Genomic DNA, 15,783 nt, shown 5'->3' on the forward strand with positions numbered 1-15,783 from the left:
GGGGCGTCCCGTGCCGCCCGCTGCCTTTGTCGCGAGAACCGTCATGTCCGCTACCGCCGCCGTTGCACCGTTGCCCGATGCCGTCACCACGGTGGACCAGGCGCGCCTGTTGCGGTTGCTGGGCTACCGCATCACCCGCACCGAGCTGCTGGTCCGGCGGATGTTTCAGGACTGCGTGGCGGCCTTCGATCTGAAGCCGGTCGACTTTTCGCTGCTGATGCTGGTGGACGGCAACCCCGGGATCAACCAGCGGCAGATCGGCGATGTGCTGCATGTGTCGCCGCCCAACCTGGCCATCGTGGTGGCGCGCCTGGTCAAGCGCCGTCTGTTGCGGCAGGTGCGCGGGCGTCAGGACCGGCGCATGCAGCATCTGTCGCTGACGCCGGCCGGCGTCACCCTGCTGACCGATGCCGAAGCCGAGGTGCTGCGCATGGAGCGGCAGCTCAGTGCCGTGCTCGGCACCAGCGAGGCGCCGTTGCTGCGCGCGCTCGATCGCCTGGACCGGCTCGACTCCCCGTAAGCCGCGCGCTGCAGGCCAGCGCCTGGCAGCGTCCTACTTCGCACATCCTGTTTGCACGTGCTGTGTACAGCGCGGCGCTGCCGCCTGCCTGACGCGTGCCGTCTGGCACGTCCTGTTGTTTCCTCCCAACGCTGGAGATGTCCGCAGTGATTCGAACAACGGTGGTGCGTGGCGCAGGTCGACGGGTGTCGTGGACGCTTTGCGCCGCACTTGGCGCGGTGGGGGTGTGTGCCAGCGGTGCGGCGCTGGCGCAGGGCGTTCCGCAAAGCGCGGCGCTGACCAACGGCCTCAATACCGGCGGCACCAGCTTCCTGGACGGTTTCACCCGCACCACGCCCGGCTGGGCGGTGGTCACCTATCTGCGCCAGACCTCGCTGGATGCGGTCAAGGACGCACAGGGCGACGATGTGCCGGTGTTCGCCAACCCACGCATCGACTCGACCCTGCTGCTGACCCAGATCGCCTATGTCACGCCGTATAAGCTCTTTGGCGGCGCGCTCGGCATCAACACGCTGATACCGCTGATCAACCTGGACGCCTCGTTCGGCCGCAACAGCATCGCCACCCTGCGCGACAACGGCGCCGGCGTGGGCGATCTGACCTTCGGGCCGTATCTGCAGATGCTGCCGGTGATGCGCGACGGGCGGCCGGTGTTTTCGCAGCGTTTCGAGATCGATGCGGTGGCACCGGTCGGCAAGTTCGACCGCGACCGCGATCTGAATCAGGGCGCCGGGTATTGGTCGCTGGTGCCGAACTACGCCTTCACCGTGCTGCCCACGCCCAACTGGGAAATCAGCGCGCGCCTCAACTACGTCTACAACTTCCGCAGCGAGCGCCGACCGAATCTGCCCGACGGATTCGACTTCCGTAACGGGCAGGCCGGCGATGCGGGCTGGATCAACTTCGCCACGTCCTGGGAAGTGGCGCCGGATGTGCGGCTGGGCGTCAACGCCTATTACCTGACCCAGTTCCGCGACAACCGTACCAACGGCCAGCGCGTGCCCGACAGCCGGCAACGCATCCTCTACGCCGGCCCGGGCGGCGCGTGGCGGCTGGATGCCAGCAACATGCTGTTTGCCAATCTTTACCTGCCGGTGGAGGTCAGGAACGCGGCCTCCGGCAACAACGTCAACCTGCAGTACGTCCATGTGTTCTAGCGCCGGCACGGCTGGCTCCTACGGAGGGTGGCAATGAATTTGCAGAACAAGACGATCGTGGTGACCGGTGTGGCGTCTGGCATCGGCGCAGAGGTCGCACGGCTGGCGCGGTTTCATGGCGCCACGGTGATCGGGGTGGATCGCACGCCGGTGCAGATGACCCTGCACGGCTTTCATCAGGCCGACCTGGGCGACCCTGAGTCCATCGACGCGCTGGTCAGCGCCTTGCCGGAGCGCATCGATGCGCTGGCCAATGTGGCCGGCGTGCCGGGCACCGCGCCACTGGATGCGGTGGCGCGCGTCAACTACCTGGGCCTGCGCCATCTGAGCCAGGCGCTGTTGCCGCGCATCGTGTCCGGCGGCGCCATCATCAACGTCGCCTCGATCCTGGGCGCAGACTGGCCGCAGCGGCTGGACCTGCACAAGCAGCTGGCCGCCACCGACAGTTTCGAGGCCGGCAGCGCCTGGCTGGCTGCGCACCCGGTGGCGCACGACACCTGCTACCAATACTTCAAGGAAGCCTTGATCGTGTGGACCTTGCTGCAATCGCGGCCGTGGTTCGCCGAGCGCGGCATTCGCGTCAACAACGTCTCGCCGGGGCCAGTGTTCACGCCGATCCTGGGCGATTTCGCTGCGATGCTGGGCGAGGAACGCGTCAAGGAAGATGCCAAGCGCATGACGCGCCCGGCGTATGCCGACGAAGTGGCCGACGCCATCGTGTTCCTTGCATCCGATGCCGCGCGCTGGATCAACGGCATCACCCTGCCGGTCGATGGCGGCCTGGCATCCACCACCCTGTAAATCCCCCCCACTGTTTTCAGCAGGAGGCTAGACCATGAATGCTCTTCCCAGCGCAGCGGTCGCTGCAAACGACACCCCCGCGTGGCACGGCTGCATCTTCAACGGCGAGTGGGTGCCCGGCAACGGCGGCGCCCTGCCGATCTATGAGCCGGCCACCGGCGGCCTGCTGCACGAGGTGAGCAAGGCCGACCTGGCCGACGTCGAGGCCGCCGTGGCGCAAGCCAAGCAGGCGCAGCGCGCATGGGCGGCGACCCCGCCGCGCGAGCGTGCGGCGATCTTCCATCGCGCCGCCCAGGTGATGCAGGCGCGCAGCGCGGAAGCGGCACTGCTGATCGCACGCGAAACCGGCGGCATCCTGCCCAAGGCGCAGCGCGAGGTGGATGAGGCGGTGGTGTTCTACCAACAGGCGGCCGGCCTGCCGTTGCAGGCGGTGGGGCAGGTGCTGCCGACCGCCGCCGGCCAGCTCAGTCTTGCGCGCCATCTGCCGCTGGGCGTGATTGCGGTGATCTCGCCGTTCAACTTCCCGCTGATCCTGTCGCTGCGTTCGGTGGCGCCGGCACTGGCGATGGGCAATGCGGTGATCCTCAAGCCCGATCCGCGCACGCCGTACACCGGCGGGGTGATCATCGCGCAGGTCCTCGAAGAAGCCGGCCTGCCCAAGGGGCTGCTGCACGTGCTGCACGGCGATGCGCAGATCGGCCAGGCGCTGGTGGAATCGCCGGAGATTCCGATGATTGCCTTCACCGGCTCCACCGCCGCCGGTCGCCGCATCGGCGAACTCGCCGGACGGCATCTGAAAAAGGTCGCATTGGAGCTGGGCGGTAACAATGCGGTGATCGTGCTGGACGATGCGGACCTGGACAGGGCCGCCTCGGCCATCGCGTTCGGTTCCTACCTGCACCAAGGCCAGATCTGCATGGCCACCGGCCGGGTGCTGGTGCAGCGCAGCGTGGCGCAGGCGCTGACCCAGCGGCTGGCGGAAAAGGCGCGACACCTGCCGGTGGGCGACCCGGTCAGCGGCACCGTGGCGCTCGGGCCCATCATCGACCAGCGCCAGTTGCAGCGGGTGATCGACATCGTCACCGACAGTGTCGCTGCCGGCGCCGTGGTGGAAGCCGGCGCCACCAACGAAGGGCTGTTCTACGCGGCTACCGTGCTGTCCAACGTGCGCCCCGGCATGCGCGTGTTCGACGAGGAAGTGTTCGGGCCGGTGATCAATATCACCGTGTTCGATACCGATGAAGAAGCTGCGCAGATGGCCAACCACGGCGAGTACGGGTTGGCGGCCGGCATCATGTCGGCCTCGGTGTCGCGTGCGATGGCCCTGGGCGAGCGCCTGCATCCGGGCCTGCTGCATATCAACGACCAGACCGTGGTGGATGAGGTGATCAACCCGTTTGGCGGTACCGGCGCTTCCGGCAATGGCACCAGCGTCGGTGGCCCTGCCGATTGGGAGCAGTACACCCATTGGCAGTGGCTGACGATCAAGAACGAGGTGCCGCAGTACCCGTTTTGATCGCCTGCGTCGGCATCGGCGTGCCCGGTGTCGATGCAAGCCGGGGTGCGACATGGCCGCTTGCTGTCGCCATGGCGGCCAACGCGGCCAACGCGGCCAATGCGGCCAATGCGGCCAACGCGGCTGCGGCGCACGTACGCGTGTGGCGTGGCTGCGCGCTTACGCGCTCGCGCGGAATTGCGTGGGCGAGCATCCCGCGTGCCGTGCGAAATAGCGGCTGAAGTAGGCAGCGTCGAAAAATCCAAGCGCTGCGGCAATCTGCTGCACGCTCAGGCTGGTGTAGCGCAGGCTGCGGCGCGCTTCCAGCATGACCCTGCGCTGCAGCAGCTCCAGCGCCGAGGCATTGGCCAACCGGCGGCACAACGCCGTGAGATGCCCCGGCGTCAGTCCCAGCTGACCGGCGTAGCGGGAGATCGGCCAATGTGCGCGGTAATGCTGGTCGATCAACACCTGATAGGCGCGCAGATGGCGCAAGCCGGGGTCGCCCTGCGCTGCGGTTTCCGCTGCCGCGTGCAGGCCCTGCAGCGCGGCACGTGCGGTCCAGATGACCAGGTGGGCCGCTGCCGCCTGTAGCGCCGCCTCGTGCCCCGGGCGCTGATGCGCGTGGTCGTCGGCGATGCTGGCGAACAAGGCATCGAGCAGGCGCCGCGCCTGGGCTGCCTGCAGTACGGCCGGCGCCGCCAGGCCCGGTTGCAGCAGCGGTGCCGCGCCCAGTGCGCTGCGCACCAGTGGCATGCACAGGGTGATGATGTGGCCACGCACGCGCGGGTCGAACGCAAAGCCGTGGACGCAGAGCGGCGGCAGCCACACCACGGTGGCGCCACGCAGGCGCTGTGTTCGTCCATCCAGCTGCAACGTGGCGGGCCCGCGTTGCACGTAGAGCAGCTGCGCCAGGTCCTGGTGACGGTGCGGGCTGATATGCCAGTCATGCAGCCGGCTGCGTGCGGCGATCGATTCCCAATGCAGCAGTTCAGGCGCGTGCGCGTGCCGCTCGCCATACAGGCCGAACGCGGGCACAGCAGTGGATGCATCGGTCTGGCGCGCGCGTGTGGGCATCGTCGAAAAGTCCAAGCACTGCGCGTAATCATCCCTTCAATGCCCGCGTTTGGCTACCGACACTGCCGGCCTGGTCATTGAGAACAGGAGCGCCCCATGCGGACGCAGGTTGCGATCATCGGTGCCGGCCCGTCCGGCCTGTTGCTGGGCCAGCTGCTGCTGCGCGCCGGTATCGATACGCTCATCGTCGAACGGCAGACGCCCGACCACGTGCTGGGGCGTATCCGTGCCGGCGTGCTGGAGCAGGGCAGCGTGGACCTGCTGCAATACGCTGGCGTGGGCCAGCGCATGCAACGCGAAGGCTTGCCGCATCATGGCTTCGAGCTGACGCTGGACGGCCGGCGCGAACGCATCGATCTGCTGCACAGCTGCGGTCGCGCGGTCACCGTGTATGGCCAGACGGAGGTCACCGCCGATCTGATGCAGGCACGTCAGCGCAGCGGTGCGCCCACCCACTACAACGCGGACCAGGTCAGCCTGCACGCGCTGGACAGCCCTGCACCACGCGTGGAATTCATGCATCACGGTACCCGCCTGCAGGTGGACTGCGACTACATCGTCGGCTGCGATGGATTTCATGGCGTCAGCCGCGCCAGCATTCCCGCCGAGCGCCTGCGCGTGTTCGAGCGCGTGTATCCCTTCGGCTGGCTGGGCGTGCTGGCCGACACGCCGCCGGTGCACGATGAGCTGATCTATGCGCGGCATCGGCTGGGGTTTGCCTTGTGTTCGATGCGCTCGCCCACGCGCAGCCGCTACTACGTGCAGGTACCGGCCGACGCGCGCGTGGACGCCTGGAGCGACCAGGCATTCTGGGATGCATTGCGCGCACGTCTGCCGGACGCGTTGGCCACGCGCCTGGTCACCGGCCCGTCGATCGAGAAGAGCATTGCGCCGTTGCGCAGTTTCGTGGCCGAACCGATGCAGTACGGCCGCCTGTTCCTGGCCGGCGATGCGGCGCATATCGTGCCGCCGACCGGCGCCAAGGGACTGAATCTGGCATTGGCCGATGTCGGCCTGCTTGCGCAGCTGTTCGCGCGCTGGAAGGCCTCCGGCGATGCCGGTGTGTTGCAGCAGTATTCGGCGCTGGCATTGCAGCGGGTGTGGAAGGCCGAGCGCTTTTCCTGGTGGATGACCACGCTGCTGCATACCTTCGACGATGAAGACGCCTTCACCGCACGCATCCGCGCTGCCGAGCTGGATTATCTGCTCGGCAGCGCGGCAGGGCGCACGACCATTGCAGAAAACTACGCCGGGCTGCCACTGGTCGATCCGGTCAGCGCCTGACACCGCAAACCCTGAAGGTAATTCTTTGATTACCAGCAACTGCGGAAGTGTCCTGGTGCACTTTAGGGTGGCTAGCGCGGTAACGGACGTGCTCGGTAGGGTGGCCTGGACGCGTGGCGGTCGCTGTCCGAGCACGCTCGCGTCAACCCAATGGTGAGCCGTATGCCGAGTCCCCCCCACGCGCAAGGCCCCTTCCACCCGAGGAGATCCCCATGAAAAAGACCCTGTTTTCCCGCGCTTTGTTACTGATCATGCTGGTCGCGCCGATGGCGGCATTCGCGCAGACCGCGGTGACCGAAAACACCAACCACCAGAAGATGCTGATCGGCTCCAACTGGCTGGAAACGGCCAACAAGCGCCTGGTCTACGATTTCTGGCGCATCGTGTTCGAAGCCGGCCAGGTGGATTACGCCCCGTTTTACATGGACAAGAACTACATCCAGCACAACCCGAATGTGGCCAACGGGCGCGATGCGTTCATCAGGTTCCTGACCGCGTTCGTTCCCAAGAGCCCGGTGCAGGAGCGGGTACAGTTGCCGCTGGTGGCCATCACCGCCGATGGCGATCTGGTGACGCTGGTGTCGGTGCGCACGCTGCCGGACCCGCGCGATCCGAGCAAGACCTACACCACCACCTGGTTCGACATGTTCCGGATCGAGAAGGGCCTGATCAAGGAGCATTGGGACCCGGATACCATCGCCGGCCGCGCCAATACCGGCGGCCAGTAAGGGCAGCTTGCAAAACCGCTGCGCGGCCGCCAGACGGGCACGGTCGGTGCTCGGAATCTCATGTACCACGCGTACACTGCGGTTCCCCCACGCCGTCCGCAACTACCTGACGACCGCTCGCTACGTTTTGTTAGCAGTTTTAAGTCGGTGCCTGATCGCCGGCCTGCAGGCTGCAGGCCGGCGATCTGCGTTTCAGACATGCATGACCCGCGCGTCGGGTAAACGCAGGCAACGTCTGCGCGGGCGAATCACTCAGCTGATGCGGAAACCCATCGTCGCTTCCACTGCCTGCTGCCAGCCGGCATACAACTGTTCGCGCTTGTCCTCGGCCATCGCCGGCTCGAAGCGACGATCCACCGCCCATTGCTTGGCGATCTCTTCGCGGCTGCTCCAGAACCCGGTCGCAAGCCCGGCCAGATACGCCGCACCCAGTGCCGTAGTTTCGGCCACTTCCGGCCGCAGCACCGGCACGTTGAGGATGTCGCTCTGGAACTGCGCCATGAAGTCGTTGGCGATGGCGCCACCGTCGGCGCGCAGCTCCTTCAGTTCGATGCCTGAGTCGCTCTGCATCGCGGTGAGCACGTCGCGGGTCTGGTAGGCCATCGATTCGACCGCCGCACGCACGAAGTGTTCCTTGCTGGTGCCACGGGTCAGGCCGAACACCGCACCGCGAATGTCGCTGCGCCAGTACGGCGCGCCCAAACCCACGAACGCCGGCACGATGTAGACGCCATCGTTGTCGCCGGCGCGTTCGGCATAGGCCTGCGAGTCGCTGGCCTTGCCCAGCATGCGCAGGCCGTCACGCAACCACTGCACCACCGAGCCGGCGACGAAGATGGCCCCTTCCAATGCGTATTCGACCTTGCCGTCGACGCCCCAGGCGATGGTGGTCAACAGGCCGGCCTTGGACGCCACCGCCTTGTCGCCGGTGTTCATCAGCATGAAACAACCAGTGCCATAGGTGTTCTTCGCCATGCCCGGCTCGAAACACGCCTGGCCGAACAACGCGGCCTGCTGGTCGCCGGCAATGCCGGCGATGGGCACCTGTTCGCCGTAGAAATACTGGGTCTGGGTCATGCCGTAGACTTCGCTGGACGAGCGCACCTCCGGCAGCATTTCCTTCGGCACGTCGAGCATCGCCAGCAGCTCGGCGTCCCATTCCAGCGTGTGGATGTTGAACATCATGGTGCGCGAGGCGTTGGTGTAGTCGGTGACGTGCACCTTGCCGCCGGTGAGGTTCCAGATCAGCCAGCTGTCGATGGTGCCGAACGCCAGCTCGCCGTTGCGCGCGCGCTCGCGCGCACCTTCGACATGGTCGAGGATCCACTTGACCTTGGTGCCGGAAAAATACGCATCGATCAGCAGGCCGGTCTTGTCGCGCACCATCTGCTCGTGCCCGGCCTCCTTGAGCTGGGTGCAGATGTCCTTGGTCTGCCGCGACTGCCACACGATGGCGTTGTAGATCGGCTGGCCGGTGGCCTTATCCCACACCACCGCGGTCTCGCGTTGGTTGGTGATGCCGATCCCGGCAATCGAGCGCGCGTCGATCTGCGCGTTGTTGAGCAGCTCGGTGATGGTGGTGTAGACGCTGGTCATGATCTCGCGCGGGTTGTGTTCCACCCAGCCCGGCTGCGGGAAGATCTGGCCGAACTCGCGCTGCGCCACGCCGGCCACCTTGCCCTGGCGATCGAACAACATCGCGCGCGAGCTGGTGGTGCCTTGATCGATCGCAAGGACGTACTGCTTTTCCATCAGGGTTTCCTCAAACGATGCCGGCGGTTGCGCACGGCGAGAGTGGTTGGTGCAGCCCGGCGAGCTGCGCAGCCGCGCGTGAATCCGCCGCTGCACGCGGGTCGTTGGGGCCGCAGGGCCGGCGTGCCGTGATCAGCGCGGGTCGTGCGGGGTTGGCTCGCCCTGCAGATGGCGCACGCGCGCCGGCAGGAAGGGCAGGATCAGCCACTGATACGCCAGTGCGCCGATCGGCCCGCCGATGAGCGGCCCCACGATGGGGACCCACCAGTAATTGTCCTTGGCCGGCAACGCCGCCTCGCCCCATCCGGCGAAATATGCGAACAGGCGTGGGCCGAAATCGCGCGCCGGGTTCATCGCCCACGCTTCCAGATAGCCCATCGATGCGCCCAGCGTTGCCACCAGCAGGCCGATCATCAACGCCCCGGAATTGGCGCCCGGCGCGGCTTCGTTGAAGCGCTCGGTAATGGCGAAGATGCCGAAGATCAGGAACGCGGTGATGATGATCTGGTCGACCAGCGCATGCATCGGCGTGACCGCCAGACCGGGTGCGGTGAAGAACACCCCGGCGGCACCGCCGGCTTCGCGGGTGAGTTGCTGCACCTGGTTGTAATGGTCGATCACCGGCCCGTACAACTGGTAGACGATGGCCGCACCCAGGAACGCACCGATGACCTGGGCGATCCAGTACGGCACGACCTTCTTCCAGGAGAAATCGCGGAACAACGCCAGCGCCAGGGTCACCGCCGGGTTGGCATGGGTGCCGGACACCGAACCGGTGACATAGATGGCCAGCGTGACCGCCAAACCCCAGGCGATGCACACGCCCCAATAGGCGTTCTGATACGGGCTGGGGTCGTAGAGCACATACATCGCCGCGACCGAATCGCCCAGCGCGATGATGATGAACATCGCCACCGCTTCGGAGATCAACTCACCCACGAGCTGACGGTTCATGCGGGTAGTCCCGGATGCTGGTCACGGCTGCGGGCAGGGTGCTGCGACACGCGCGCTGGCGCGCCGGGGAATCGGGTGGTGCTCATCAGGGGTGCCCTCCACGTGGCTCGGGGTGATGCCGGCAATGCGCCAGGATACGTTGCCGGACGACCCGTCCTCGCCGGCAACGCGTGTGTTCAGACGGTTGCGGCGTCGCGTTGCTGCAGTGCGTGCGTCTGCAGATAGTCTTCCAGCCGCTGGCGGCCGGCCGCATCGATGCGCAGGCCGAGTTTGCTGCGCCGCCACAGGATATCGTCGGCGGTCAGTGCCCATTCGTGCTGCTGCAGGTAATCCACCTCGGCCTGGTACAGGTCCGCGCCGAAGTGCGTGCCCAGACCGGCCAGGTCCTGCGCATCGCCCAATAGCTGGTCTGCACAGGTGCCGTAGTTGCGCACCAGCCGCTGCGCGGTGGCCGCCGGCAACCAGGGCCGCGCGTTGCGCACCCGCTCCAGCAGGCTGGCGATGTCGCGCTGCTCACCGCCGGGCAAGGCTTCGCCGCGTGCAGTCCATGCCGGCTTGCGCGCGCCCAGCGCATGGGTGAGCCGGTCGACCGCTTCTTCGGCGAGCTTGCGGTAGGTGGTGAGCTTGCCGCCGAACACGTTGAGCAACGGCGCACCGTCGTTGACCACTTCGAGTTGATAGTCGCGGGTCACTTCGGCGGCGTTGTCTTCGGCGTCGTCCAGCAGCGGGCGCACGCCGCTGTAGTTCCACACCACATCGGCGGGGCTGATCTGCTGCTGGAAGTACAGGTTCACCGCATCGCACAGGTACTGCACTTCGGCCGCATCGATCTTCGGCGCGGCCGGATCTGCCTCGTAATCGACATCGGTGGTGCCGATCAGGGTGAAGTCGTGTTCGTACGGAATGGCGAACACGATGCGCCGGTCCGGTTGCTGAAAGATGTACGCGTGGTCGTGGTCGAACAACTTGGGCACCACGATGTGGCTGCCCTTGACCAGACGCAGCGCGTGCTGGTGCGGCACCGCGGCGACCTTGTCCAGGAACGACACCGCCCACGGGCCGGCGGCATTGGCCAACGCGCGCGCCTGCACGGTGCGGCGGCGGCCCTGGCGGTCTTCGAGTTCGGCGTACCAGAAGCCGGCATCGCGCCAGGCACCGACACAGCGGGTGCGGGTATGGATCCTGGCGCCGCGCCTGGCGGCATCCATCGCATTGAGCACCACCAGCCGTGCGTCCTGCACCCAGGCATCGGAATACACGAAGCCGGTGCGCAAGGATTCCTGCAGCGGCGCGCCAACCGGATGCGTGCGCAAGGAGAGCCGGCGCGAGCGCGGCAGGCTGCGCTTGCTGCCGCCCAGGTGGTCGTACAGGAACAGGCCGGCACGGATCATCCAGGCCGGGCGCAGATGCGGCTGATGCGGCAAAAGGAAGCGCAGCGGCCAGATGATGTGCGGTGCCAGCCGCAGCAGCACTTCGCGCTCGGCCAGCGCCTTGCCGACCAGCGCGAACTCGTACTGTTCCAGATAGCGCAGGCCGCCGTGGATGAGCTTGGTGCTGGCGCTGCTGGTATGCGCGGCCAGATCGTCCTGCTCGCACAGGCACACCGACAGGCCGCGGCCGGCCGCATCACGGGCAATGCCGACCCCATTGATGCCACCGCCTACCACCAGAAGATCGTACGTCTCGCCCATCGGTGCCTCCGTCCGGATTCGCTACTGAGCGAACCCAAGTTGTCATGTTCGAACATATTCGAACATCGCACCTTGCGGGAGCGTGAAGAGCCAAGAGGGTACGCCAGGCGACGGGGCTCCGTTGATCAACTATCGAAAGCCAGGTTTGCGATTACTCGCAGCTATCGCCAGCGACCTGCACCCAGGTCGGAAGTTCAGGAATGTACACAAACGAACATTCGGCTCAGCGGGGCTCTGGCGCATCCGCCAGATGCACGCGGGTGCCAGCTTCGGCCAGCACTGAAGCCAACTCCTGCGGCGGCGGTCGGTCGGTGAACCAGTCGTGCACCTGGGCGATCGCGCCCAGCCGCACCATCGCATTGCGGCCGAACTTGCTGTGGTCGGCCGCCAGCAATACCTGCCGCGAGTGCTCGATGATGGCCTGGGCCACGCGTACTTCCTGGTAATCGAAATCCAGCAGGGTGCCGTCCAGGTCGATGCCGGAAATGCCGATCACCCCGAAATCCACCTTGAACTGGCGGATCAGCTCCACCGTGGCCTCGCCGGTCACGCCCTGGTCGCGTCCGCGCACCACGCCGCCGGCCACGATCACCTCGAAACTGGAATTGGCGCTGAGCATCACCGCCACGTTGAGGTTGTTGGTGATCACGCGCAGGCCGCGATGCTGCAGCAACGCGCGCGCGACTTCCTCGTTGGTGGTGCCGAGGTTGATGAACAGCGAGGCATCGTCGGGAATGAAGCGCGCCACCTGCGCGGCGATGTGCTGCTTTTCGCGTGCCTGCAGCGCCTTGCGCGCGGTGTAGGCCAGGTTCTCCACGCTCGAAGGCATGCTGACGCCACCGTGATACCGGCGCAGCACGCCGGCATCGCACAGCAAGGTCAGATCGCGGCGGATGGTCTGCGGCGTGACGTCAAAGCGCGTTGCCAGCCCTTCGACGTCGGCAAAGCCCTGCTGCCGCACCAATGCCACCAATTGCTCCTGGCGCGGGTTCAAGGCCGGCGCCGGGACAGTCCTGTAGTGAGTCGACTCCATGCGCAGATGATCGCGCATGCGCGTGAGGATGCAAGCACGACGGCGGCGCGGCGGTGCGCAGCGCGGCGCGGCCAGTCATGCAGCCGTGCGGGCCTGTCTGGTCCCGCACGGACGCGCGCATGCCACCGCCACACGCGCCCGCATGCCAGCGGGGTGACGATAACTGGCATGCTCAGCCCAGCTCGCCGCGGTAGCCGGTATCGATGCTGATGCTGCCGCCCACCGCGCGCGACACGCAGGCGCAGAGCTTGCGGTTTTCGCGGCGTTGTTCGTCGCTGAAGAACACGTCGCGGTGGTCGATGTCGGCCGCGCTGTCGAGCACGTCCACCGCACACAGGCCGCATTCGCCGCGGCGGCATTCGGCAATGAGCTCCACGCCGGCATCGGCCAGCGCATCGAGCATGGATTCGTTTTCGGCCACCGGCACTTCCAGTCCCAGCCCGGGCAGCTTGACCACGAACGCCTGCGCCGGCACCCGGCCGCTATTGCCGAAGGTCTCGAAGTGCAGCCGCGCGCGTGGCCGGCCGGCGGCGTGCCAGTGCTGGCGTACCGCCTCCAGCATGCCCAGCGGCCCGCACACATAGACCTCGGCATTGGGCGACAGCCGCGCCAGCTCGGCGGCAAGATCGGGCGGACCGGCGCTGTCGTCGCAGTGCAGTTGCAGGCGCTCACCAAGCTGTGTTTCCAACTCGTCCACATACGCCATGGCGCGGCGCGAGCGGCCGACGTAAAGCAGGCGGAACGCCTGGTGCCGCTGCGCCAGCCGCTGCGCCATGCCCAGGATGGGCGTGATGCCGATCCCGCCGGCGATCAACAGGATCTCCTCGCCCTGCTCGTCCAGCGCGAAGTTGTTGCTGGGGGGCGACATCTCCACCACATCGCCGGGCTGCAGCGTCCACATGTGGCGCGAGCCGCCGCGGCTGTCGGGCATCTGCCGCACCGCGATGCGGTAGTACCCATCCTTGCGCGGCTCGCCCACCAGCGAATACGAGCGCACATCGTTGCGCCCCTGCAGATGCACGCGGAAATCCACATGACTGCCCACCTCGAAACTGCGCGCGGCCGGGCCTGGGTCGAGCACGATTTCGCGCACGCCCTCGCAGGCATCGGCAATGCTGACGACGTGGGCGCGGTGCCACTGGGTGTCTTTACGCATGGGGTACTCCGGGCAGAAGGCCAGGCCGGGCGGTGCCGGCGTTGGAGGCATGGGCACGGCCGATCAGGGCGCCACCGCGCACCTGGCTGACCGCGGCTGGGGTTTGCAGGATGTGGCGCAGATTGCGATGCGCCAGGCGTGCGTGCTCGCGCATGAGCGCCTCGGCGCGGCCGCCCTGGCGGTGCTCGATGGCGGCAATCACTTCGCGATGCTGGTCCTGCGCCAGGGTGAGGATGAGGCGTGCATCGGCATCGCTGGTCTGCGCCATGACCAGCCCATTGGGCGAGGCGAACGGCAGCTGCACCACGCGGGTCAGGGCGCGTTCGAGCACGTCGCTGCCTGCCATCGCGATCAACAGCGCATGGAACTGCGCATTGGCCTCCACATACGCGCTGAAGTCGACGGTCTCCAGCGGCGCACCGATGATGGCGTCGATCTGCGCCAGCAAGGTGCGCGCCTGGGCCAGTTGCGTCGCGGGCACGCCGCGCTCGGCGGCGATCCGCGCGGCCAGGCCTTCGAGCGTGCCGCGCAGCTCGATGGCGTCGTGCACGTCGCGTTCGCTGAAGGCCTGTACCGCATAGCCGCCGCCCGGCAGGGCGTTGGCCAGGCCTTCTTCGCACAGGCGCTGCAAGGCCGCGCGCACCGGAGTACGCGACATGCCCAGCCGTTGCACCACGGCCAGCTCGGACAGCCGCGTCCCCGCCGGCAGGGTACCGTCGAGTATCAGTTCGCGCAGCGACAGCAGCGCGCGCGTGGTCTGCGCGGCACTGCTGTGGAAGGGCGTGGTCGGTGGCATGGTGGTCTCCTGCGCAATGCGCTCAGCCCACCATGCGCAGCGACAAATCCTGCGCGCGCTGCTCTTGTGCGATCAGGCGGTCGATCACCCGCCGCGCCCACATGCCGCCGGCATCCACGTTGAGGTTGTAGAAGGTGTGATCCGGGTGCGCGTCGATCGCGCGTTGCTGCGCTTCCAGCACCGCCTCGTCTTCGCCGAATACGCCGGTGACACCGGCGCGGGTCAGCGTGGTCAACGACTGATCGTGCAGCGCGTAGTTGCGCATGAACGCCCAGAAGTAGTGGCAGGTGGTGTCGGTCTCGGGGGTGATGGTGTTGAGCACGTAGCCGTTGACGCCCTGGCTGCGGTCGCCTTCCGGTGCGCCGGTGCCGGCGATGGCCACGCCGACATCGATGGCGATGGTGCCGGGTGCTTCGAAACGGATGATCTGCCAGCGGTCGACCTTGCCGTGGTAATCCAGGTGGCGGGCGATCTGGCTGGCCCAGAACGGTGGCGGGTCGATGTTGTGCATCCAGCGCGACACCACCACCGAGCGGTCGCCGTGCACCACATCGAACGGCGCTTCGGCGATTTCGTCCTGGCCGATGCTGGAGCCGTGCACGAAGGTCTCGTGGGTCAGGTCCATCAGGTTGTCCAGCACCAGCCGGTAATCGCACTTGGCGTAGATGGTGCGGCCATCGCCGGCCCAGGCCGGGTCATGCGCCCAGTGCAGGTCGGGAATCAACGCGGTGTCGGCCTTGGCCGGGTCGCCCGGCCAGATCCACACGTAGCGGTGCTTCTCGGCCACCGGAAAACTGCGGACGCAGGCCGACGGGTTGATGGTTTCCTGCGACGGCATGTGCACGCAGCGGCCCTGGGTGTTGTAGACCAGGCCGTGATACCCGCACACCACGTCATCGCCGCGCAGCTTGCCCATCGACAGCGGCACCAGGCGATGCCAGCACGCGTCTTCGAGCGCGATCACCGCCCCGGCGGTGCTGCGATAGAGCACCACCTCCAGGTTGCAGACCTTGCGCGGGTTCAGGGCGTGCTTGATTTCGTGGTCCCAGGCGACGGCGTACCACGCGTTGAGGGGAAACAGCGGCTTGGACTGGGACATGACCGTGACTCCTGGGGTTTGTATACAACCTGGGATACGAATCGGCGCCGACGCGCCGGCGGGCAACCAGTGGACGCCCATTGCGACGCTGGCGTCCGCTTGCGAGCGAAGTTATGTATACACCGGAGACAATGTGGACGCGTTACAGGCCCATCGAAAATGTGCGATTATCGAATTAATTCGTCGATAATCGCATTGACCCCGCCCTCTGGCCGGCTCTACCGTGGCAGCACGTTCGCA

General features: G+C 66.8%; 14 protein-coding genes and 1 other RNA gene. 7 read left to right on the plus strand and 8 right to left on the minus strand.

The window, feature by feature from the left end:
* The first annotated feature begins 43 nt into the window (after positions 1 to 43).
* From ACCQ10_RS01780 to ACCQ10_RS01795, 4 genes are all read left to right on the plus strand, one after another.
* The gene (locus tag ACCQ10_RS01780) at positions 44 to 520 is read left to right on the plus strand and encodes a MarR family winged helix-turn-helix transcriptional regulator (protein WP_039408776.1); all 477 of its coding nucleotides are present in this window, start codon (positions 44 to 46) and stop codon (positions 518 to 520) included.
* A gap of 137 nt (positions 521 to 657) precedes the next feature.
* Positions 658 to 1,677 (plus strand): SphA family protein, encoded by a 1,020-nt coding sequence (locus ACCQ10_RS01785; protein ID WP_372362009.1) that lies wholly within the window; start codon positions 658 to 660, stop codon positions 1,675 to 1,677.
* Between the two features lie 33 nt (positions 1,678 to 1,710).
* Positions 1,711 to 2,478, plus strand: a complete 768-nt coding sequence (locus tag ACCQ10_RS01790; RefSeq protein ID WP_372362010.1) for a coniferyl-alcohol dehydrogenase — start codon at positions 1,711 to 1,713, stop codon at positions 2,476 to 2,478.
* Positions 2,479 to 2,512: 34 nt separating this feature from the next.
* Positions 2,513 to 3,994, plus strand: a complete 1,482-nt coding sequence (locus tag ACCQ10_RS01795; protein ID WP_372362011.1) for a benzaldehyde dehydrogenase — start codon at positions 2,513 to 2,515, stop codon at positions 3,992 to 3,994.
* 159 nt (positions 3,995 to 4,153) lie between these two features.
* On the opposite strand, the gene ACCQ10_RS01800 is transcribed toward ACCQ10_RS01795, so the two are convergent.
* Positions 4,154 to 5,050, minus strand: a complete 897-nt coding sequence (locus ACCQ10_RS01800; RefSeq protein ID WP_372362012.1) for a helix-turn-helix domain-containing protein — start codon at positions 5,048 to 5,050, stop codon at positions 4,154 to 4,156.
* A gap of 96 nt (positions 5,051 to 5,146) precedes the next feature.
* Between ACCQ10_RS01800 and pobA the strand changes: the two genes are divergently transcribed.
* From pobA to ACCQ10_RS01815, 3 genes are all read left to right on the plus strand, one after another.
* Positions 5,147 to 6,334, plus strand: coding sequence for a 4-hydroxybenzoate 3-monooxygenase (gene pobA, locus ACCQ10_RS01805; RefSeq protein WP_372362013.1), 1,188 nt, complete (start codon positions 5,147 to 5,149; stop codon positions 6,332 to 6,334).
* Positions 6,335 to 6,546: 212 nt separating this feature from the next.
* On the plus strand, positions 6,547 to 7,062 hold the full coding sequence (locus ACCQ10_RS01810; RefSeq protein WP_039408763.1) for a nuclear transport factor 2 family protein: 516 nt from the start codon (positions 6,547 to 6,549) through the stop codon (positions 7,060 to 7,062).
* Between the two features lie 60 nt (positions 7,063 to 7,122).
* Positions 7,123 to 7,198: non-coding RNA, sX9 sRNA (locus ACCQ10_RS01815), on the plus strand.
* A gap of 116 nt (positions 7,199 to 7,314) precedes the next feature.
* Here ACCQ10_RS01815 and glpK read toward each other — a convergent pair.
* From glpK to ACCQ10_RS01850, 7 genes are all read right to left on the minus strand, one after another.
* On the minus strand, positions 7,315 to 8,814 hold the full coding sequence (gene glpK / locus ACCQ10_RS01820; protein ID WP_104579363.1) for a glycerol kinase GlpK: 1,500 nt from the start codon (positions 8,812 to 8,814) through the stop codon (positions 7,315 to 7,317).
* A gap of 132 nt (positions 8,815 to 8,946) precedes the next feature.
* Positions 8,947 to 9,768, minus strand: a complete 822-nt coding sequence (locus tag ACCQ10_RS01825; protein ID WP_372362014.1) for an MIP/aquaporin family protein — start codon at positions 9,766 to 9,768, stop codon at positions 8,947 to 8,949.
* Positions 9,769 to 9,944: 176 nt separating this feature from the next.
* A complete protein-coding gene (glpD, locus tag ACCQ10_RS01830) occupies positions 9,945 to 11,459 on the minus strand; it encodes a glycerol-3-phosphate dehydrogenase (RefSeq protein ID WP_372362015.1) in 1,515 nt (504 codons plus the stop codon).
* A gap of 223 nt (positions 11,460 to 11,682) precedes the next feature.
* Positions 11,683 to 12,510, minus strand: coding sequence for a DeoR/GlpR family DNA-binding transcription regulator (locus ACCQ10_RS01835; protein WP_372362016.1), 828 nt, complete (start codon positions 12,508 to 12,510; stop codon positions 11,683 to 11,685).
* Positions 12,511 to 12,664: 154 nt separating this feature from the next.
* Positions 12,665 to 13,648 (minus strand): PDR/VanB family oxidoreductase, encoded by a 984-nt coding sequence (locus ACCQ10_RS01840; protein ID WP_372362017.1) that lies wholly within the window; start codon positions 13,646 to 13,648, stop codon positions 12,665 to 12,667.
* On the minus strand, positions 13,641 to 14,444 hold the full coding sequence (locus tag ACCQ10_RS01845) for a GntR family transcriptional regulator (RefSeq protein ID WP_372362018.1): 804 nt from the start codon (positions 14,442 to 14,444) through the stop codon (positions 13,641 to 13,643). Before ACCQ10_RS01845 ends, ACCQ10_RS01840 begins: the two co-directional genes overlap by 8 nt.
* A gap of 22 nt (positions 14,445 to 14,466) precedes the next feature.
* The gene (locus ACCQ10_RS01850) at positions 14,467 to 15,543 is read right to left on the minus strand and encodes an aromatic ring-hydroxylating dioxygenase subunit alpha (protein WP_372362019.1); all 1,077 of its coding nucleotides are present in this window, start codon (positions 15,541 to 15,543) and stop codon (positions 14,467 to 14,469) included.
* Positions 15,544 to 15,783: the final 240 nt, after the last annotated feature.

The organism is Xanthomonas sp. NCPPB 1325 (assembly GCF_041477645.2).
In the GTDB taxonomy this organism is placed as follows: Bacteria; Pseudomonadota; Gammaproteobacteria; order Xanthomonadales; family Xanthomonadaceae; genus Xanthomonas; species Xanthomonas cannabis.

Coding starts and splice junctions, on each gene's coding strand:
- ACCQ10_RS01780 (WP_039408776.1), top strand. CDS start 44: ATGTCCGCTACCGCCGCCGTTGCACCGTTGCCCGATGCCGTCACCACG.
- ACCQ10_RS01785 (WP_372362009.1), top strand. CDS start 658: ATGTCCGCAGTGATTCGAACAACGGTGGTGCGTGGCGCAGGTCGACGG.
- ACCQ10_RS01790 (WP_372362010.1), top strand. CDS start 1,711: ATGAATTTGCAGAACAAGACGATCGTGGTGACCGGTGTGGCGTCTGGC.
- ACCQ10_RS01795 (WP_372362011.1), top strand. CDS start 2,513: ATGAATGCTCTTCCCAGCGCAGCGGTCGCTGCAAACGACACCCCCGCG.
- ACCQ10_RS01800 (WP_372362012.1), bottom strand. CDS start 5,050: ATGCCCACACGCGCGCGCCAGACCGATGCATCCACTGCTGTGCCCGCG.
- pobA (WP_372362013.1), top strand. CDS start 5,147: ATGCGGACGCAGGTTGCGATCATCGGTGCCGGCCCGTCCGGCCTGTTG.
- ACCQ10_RS01810 (WP_039408763.1), top strand. CDS start 6,547: ATGAAAAAGACCCTGTTTTCCCGCGCTTTGTTACTGATCATGCTGGTC.
- glpK (WP_104579363.1), bottom strand. CDS start 8,814: ATGGAAAAGCAGTACGTCCTTGCGATCGATCAAGGCACCACCAGCTCG.
- ACCQ10_RS01825 (WP_372362014.1), bottom strand. CDS start 9,768: ATGAACCGTCAGCTCGTGGGTGAGTTGATCTCCGAAGCGGTGGCGATG.
- glpD (WP_372362015.1), bottom strand. CDS start 11,459: ATGGGCGAGACGTACGATCTTCTGGTGGTAGGCGGTGGCATCAATGGG.
- ACCQ10_RS01835 (WP_372362016.1), bottom strand. CDS start 12,510: ATGCGCGATCATCTGCGCATGGAGTCGACTCACTACAGGACTGTCCCG.
- ACCQ10_RS01840 (WP_372362017.1), bottom strand. CDS start 13,648: ATGCGTAAAGACACCCAGTGGCACCGCGCCCACGTCGTCAGCATTGCC.
- ACCQ10_RS01845 (WP_372362018.1), bottom strand. CDS start 14,444: ATGCCACCGACCACGCCCTTCCACAGCAGTGCCGCGCAGACCACGCGC.
- ACCQ10_RS01850 (WP_372362019.1), bottom strand. CDS start 15,543: ATGTCCCAGTCCAAGCCGCTGTTTCCCCTCAACGCGTGGTACGCCGTC.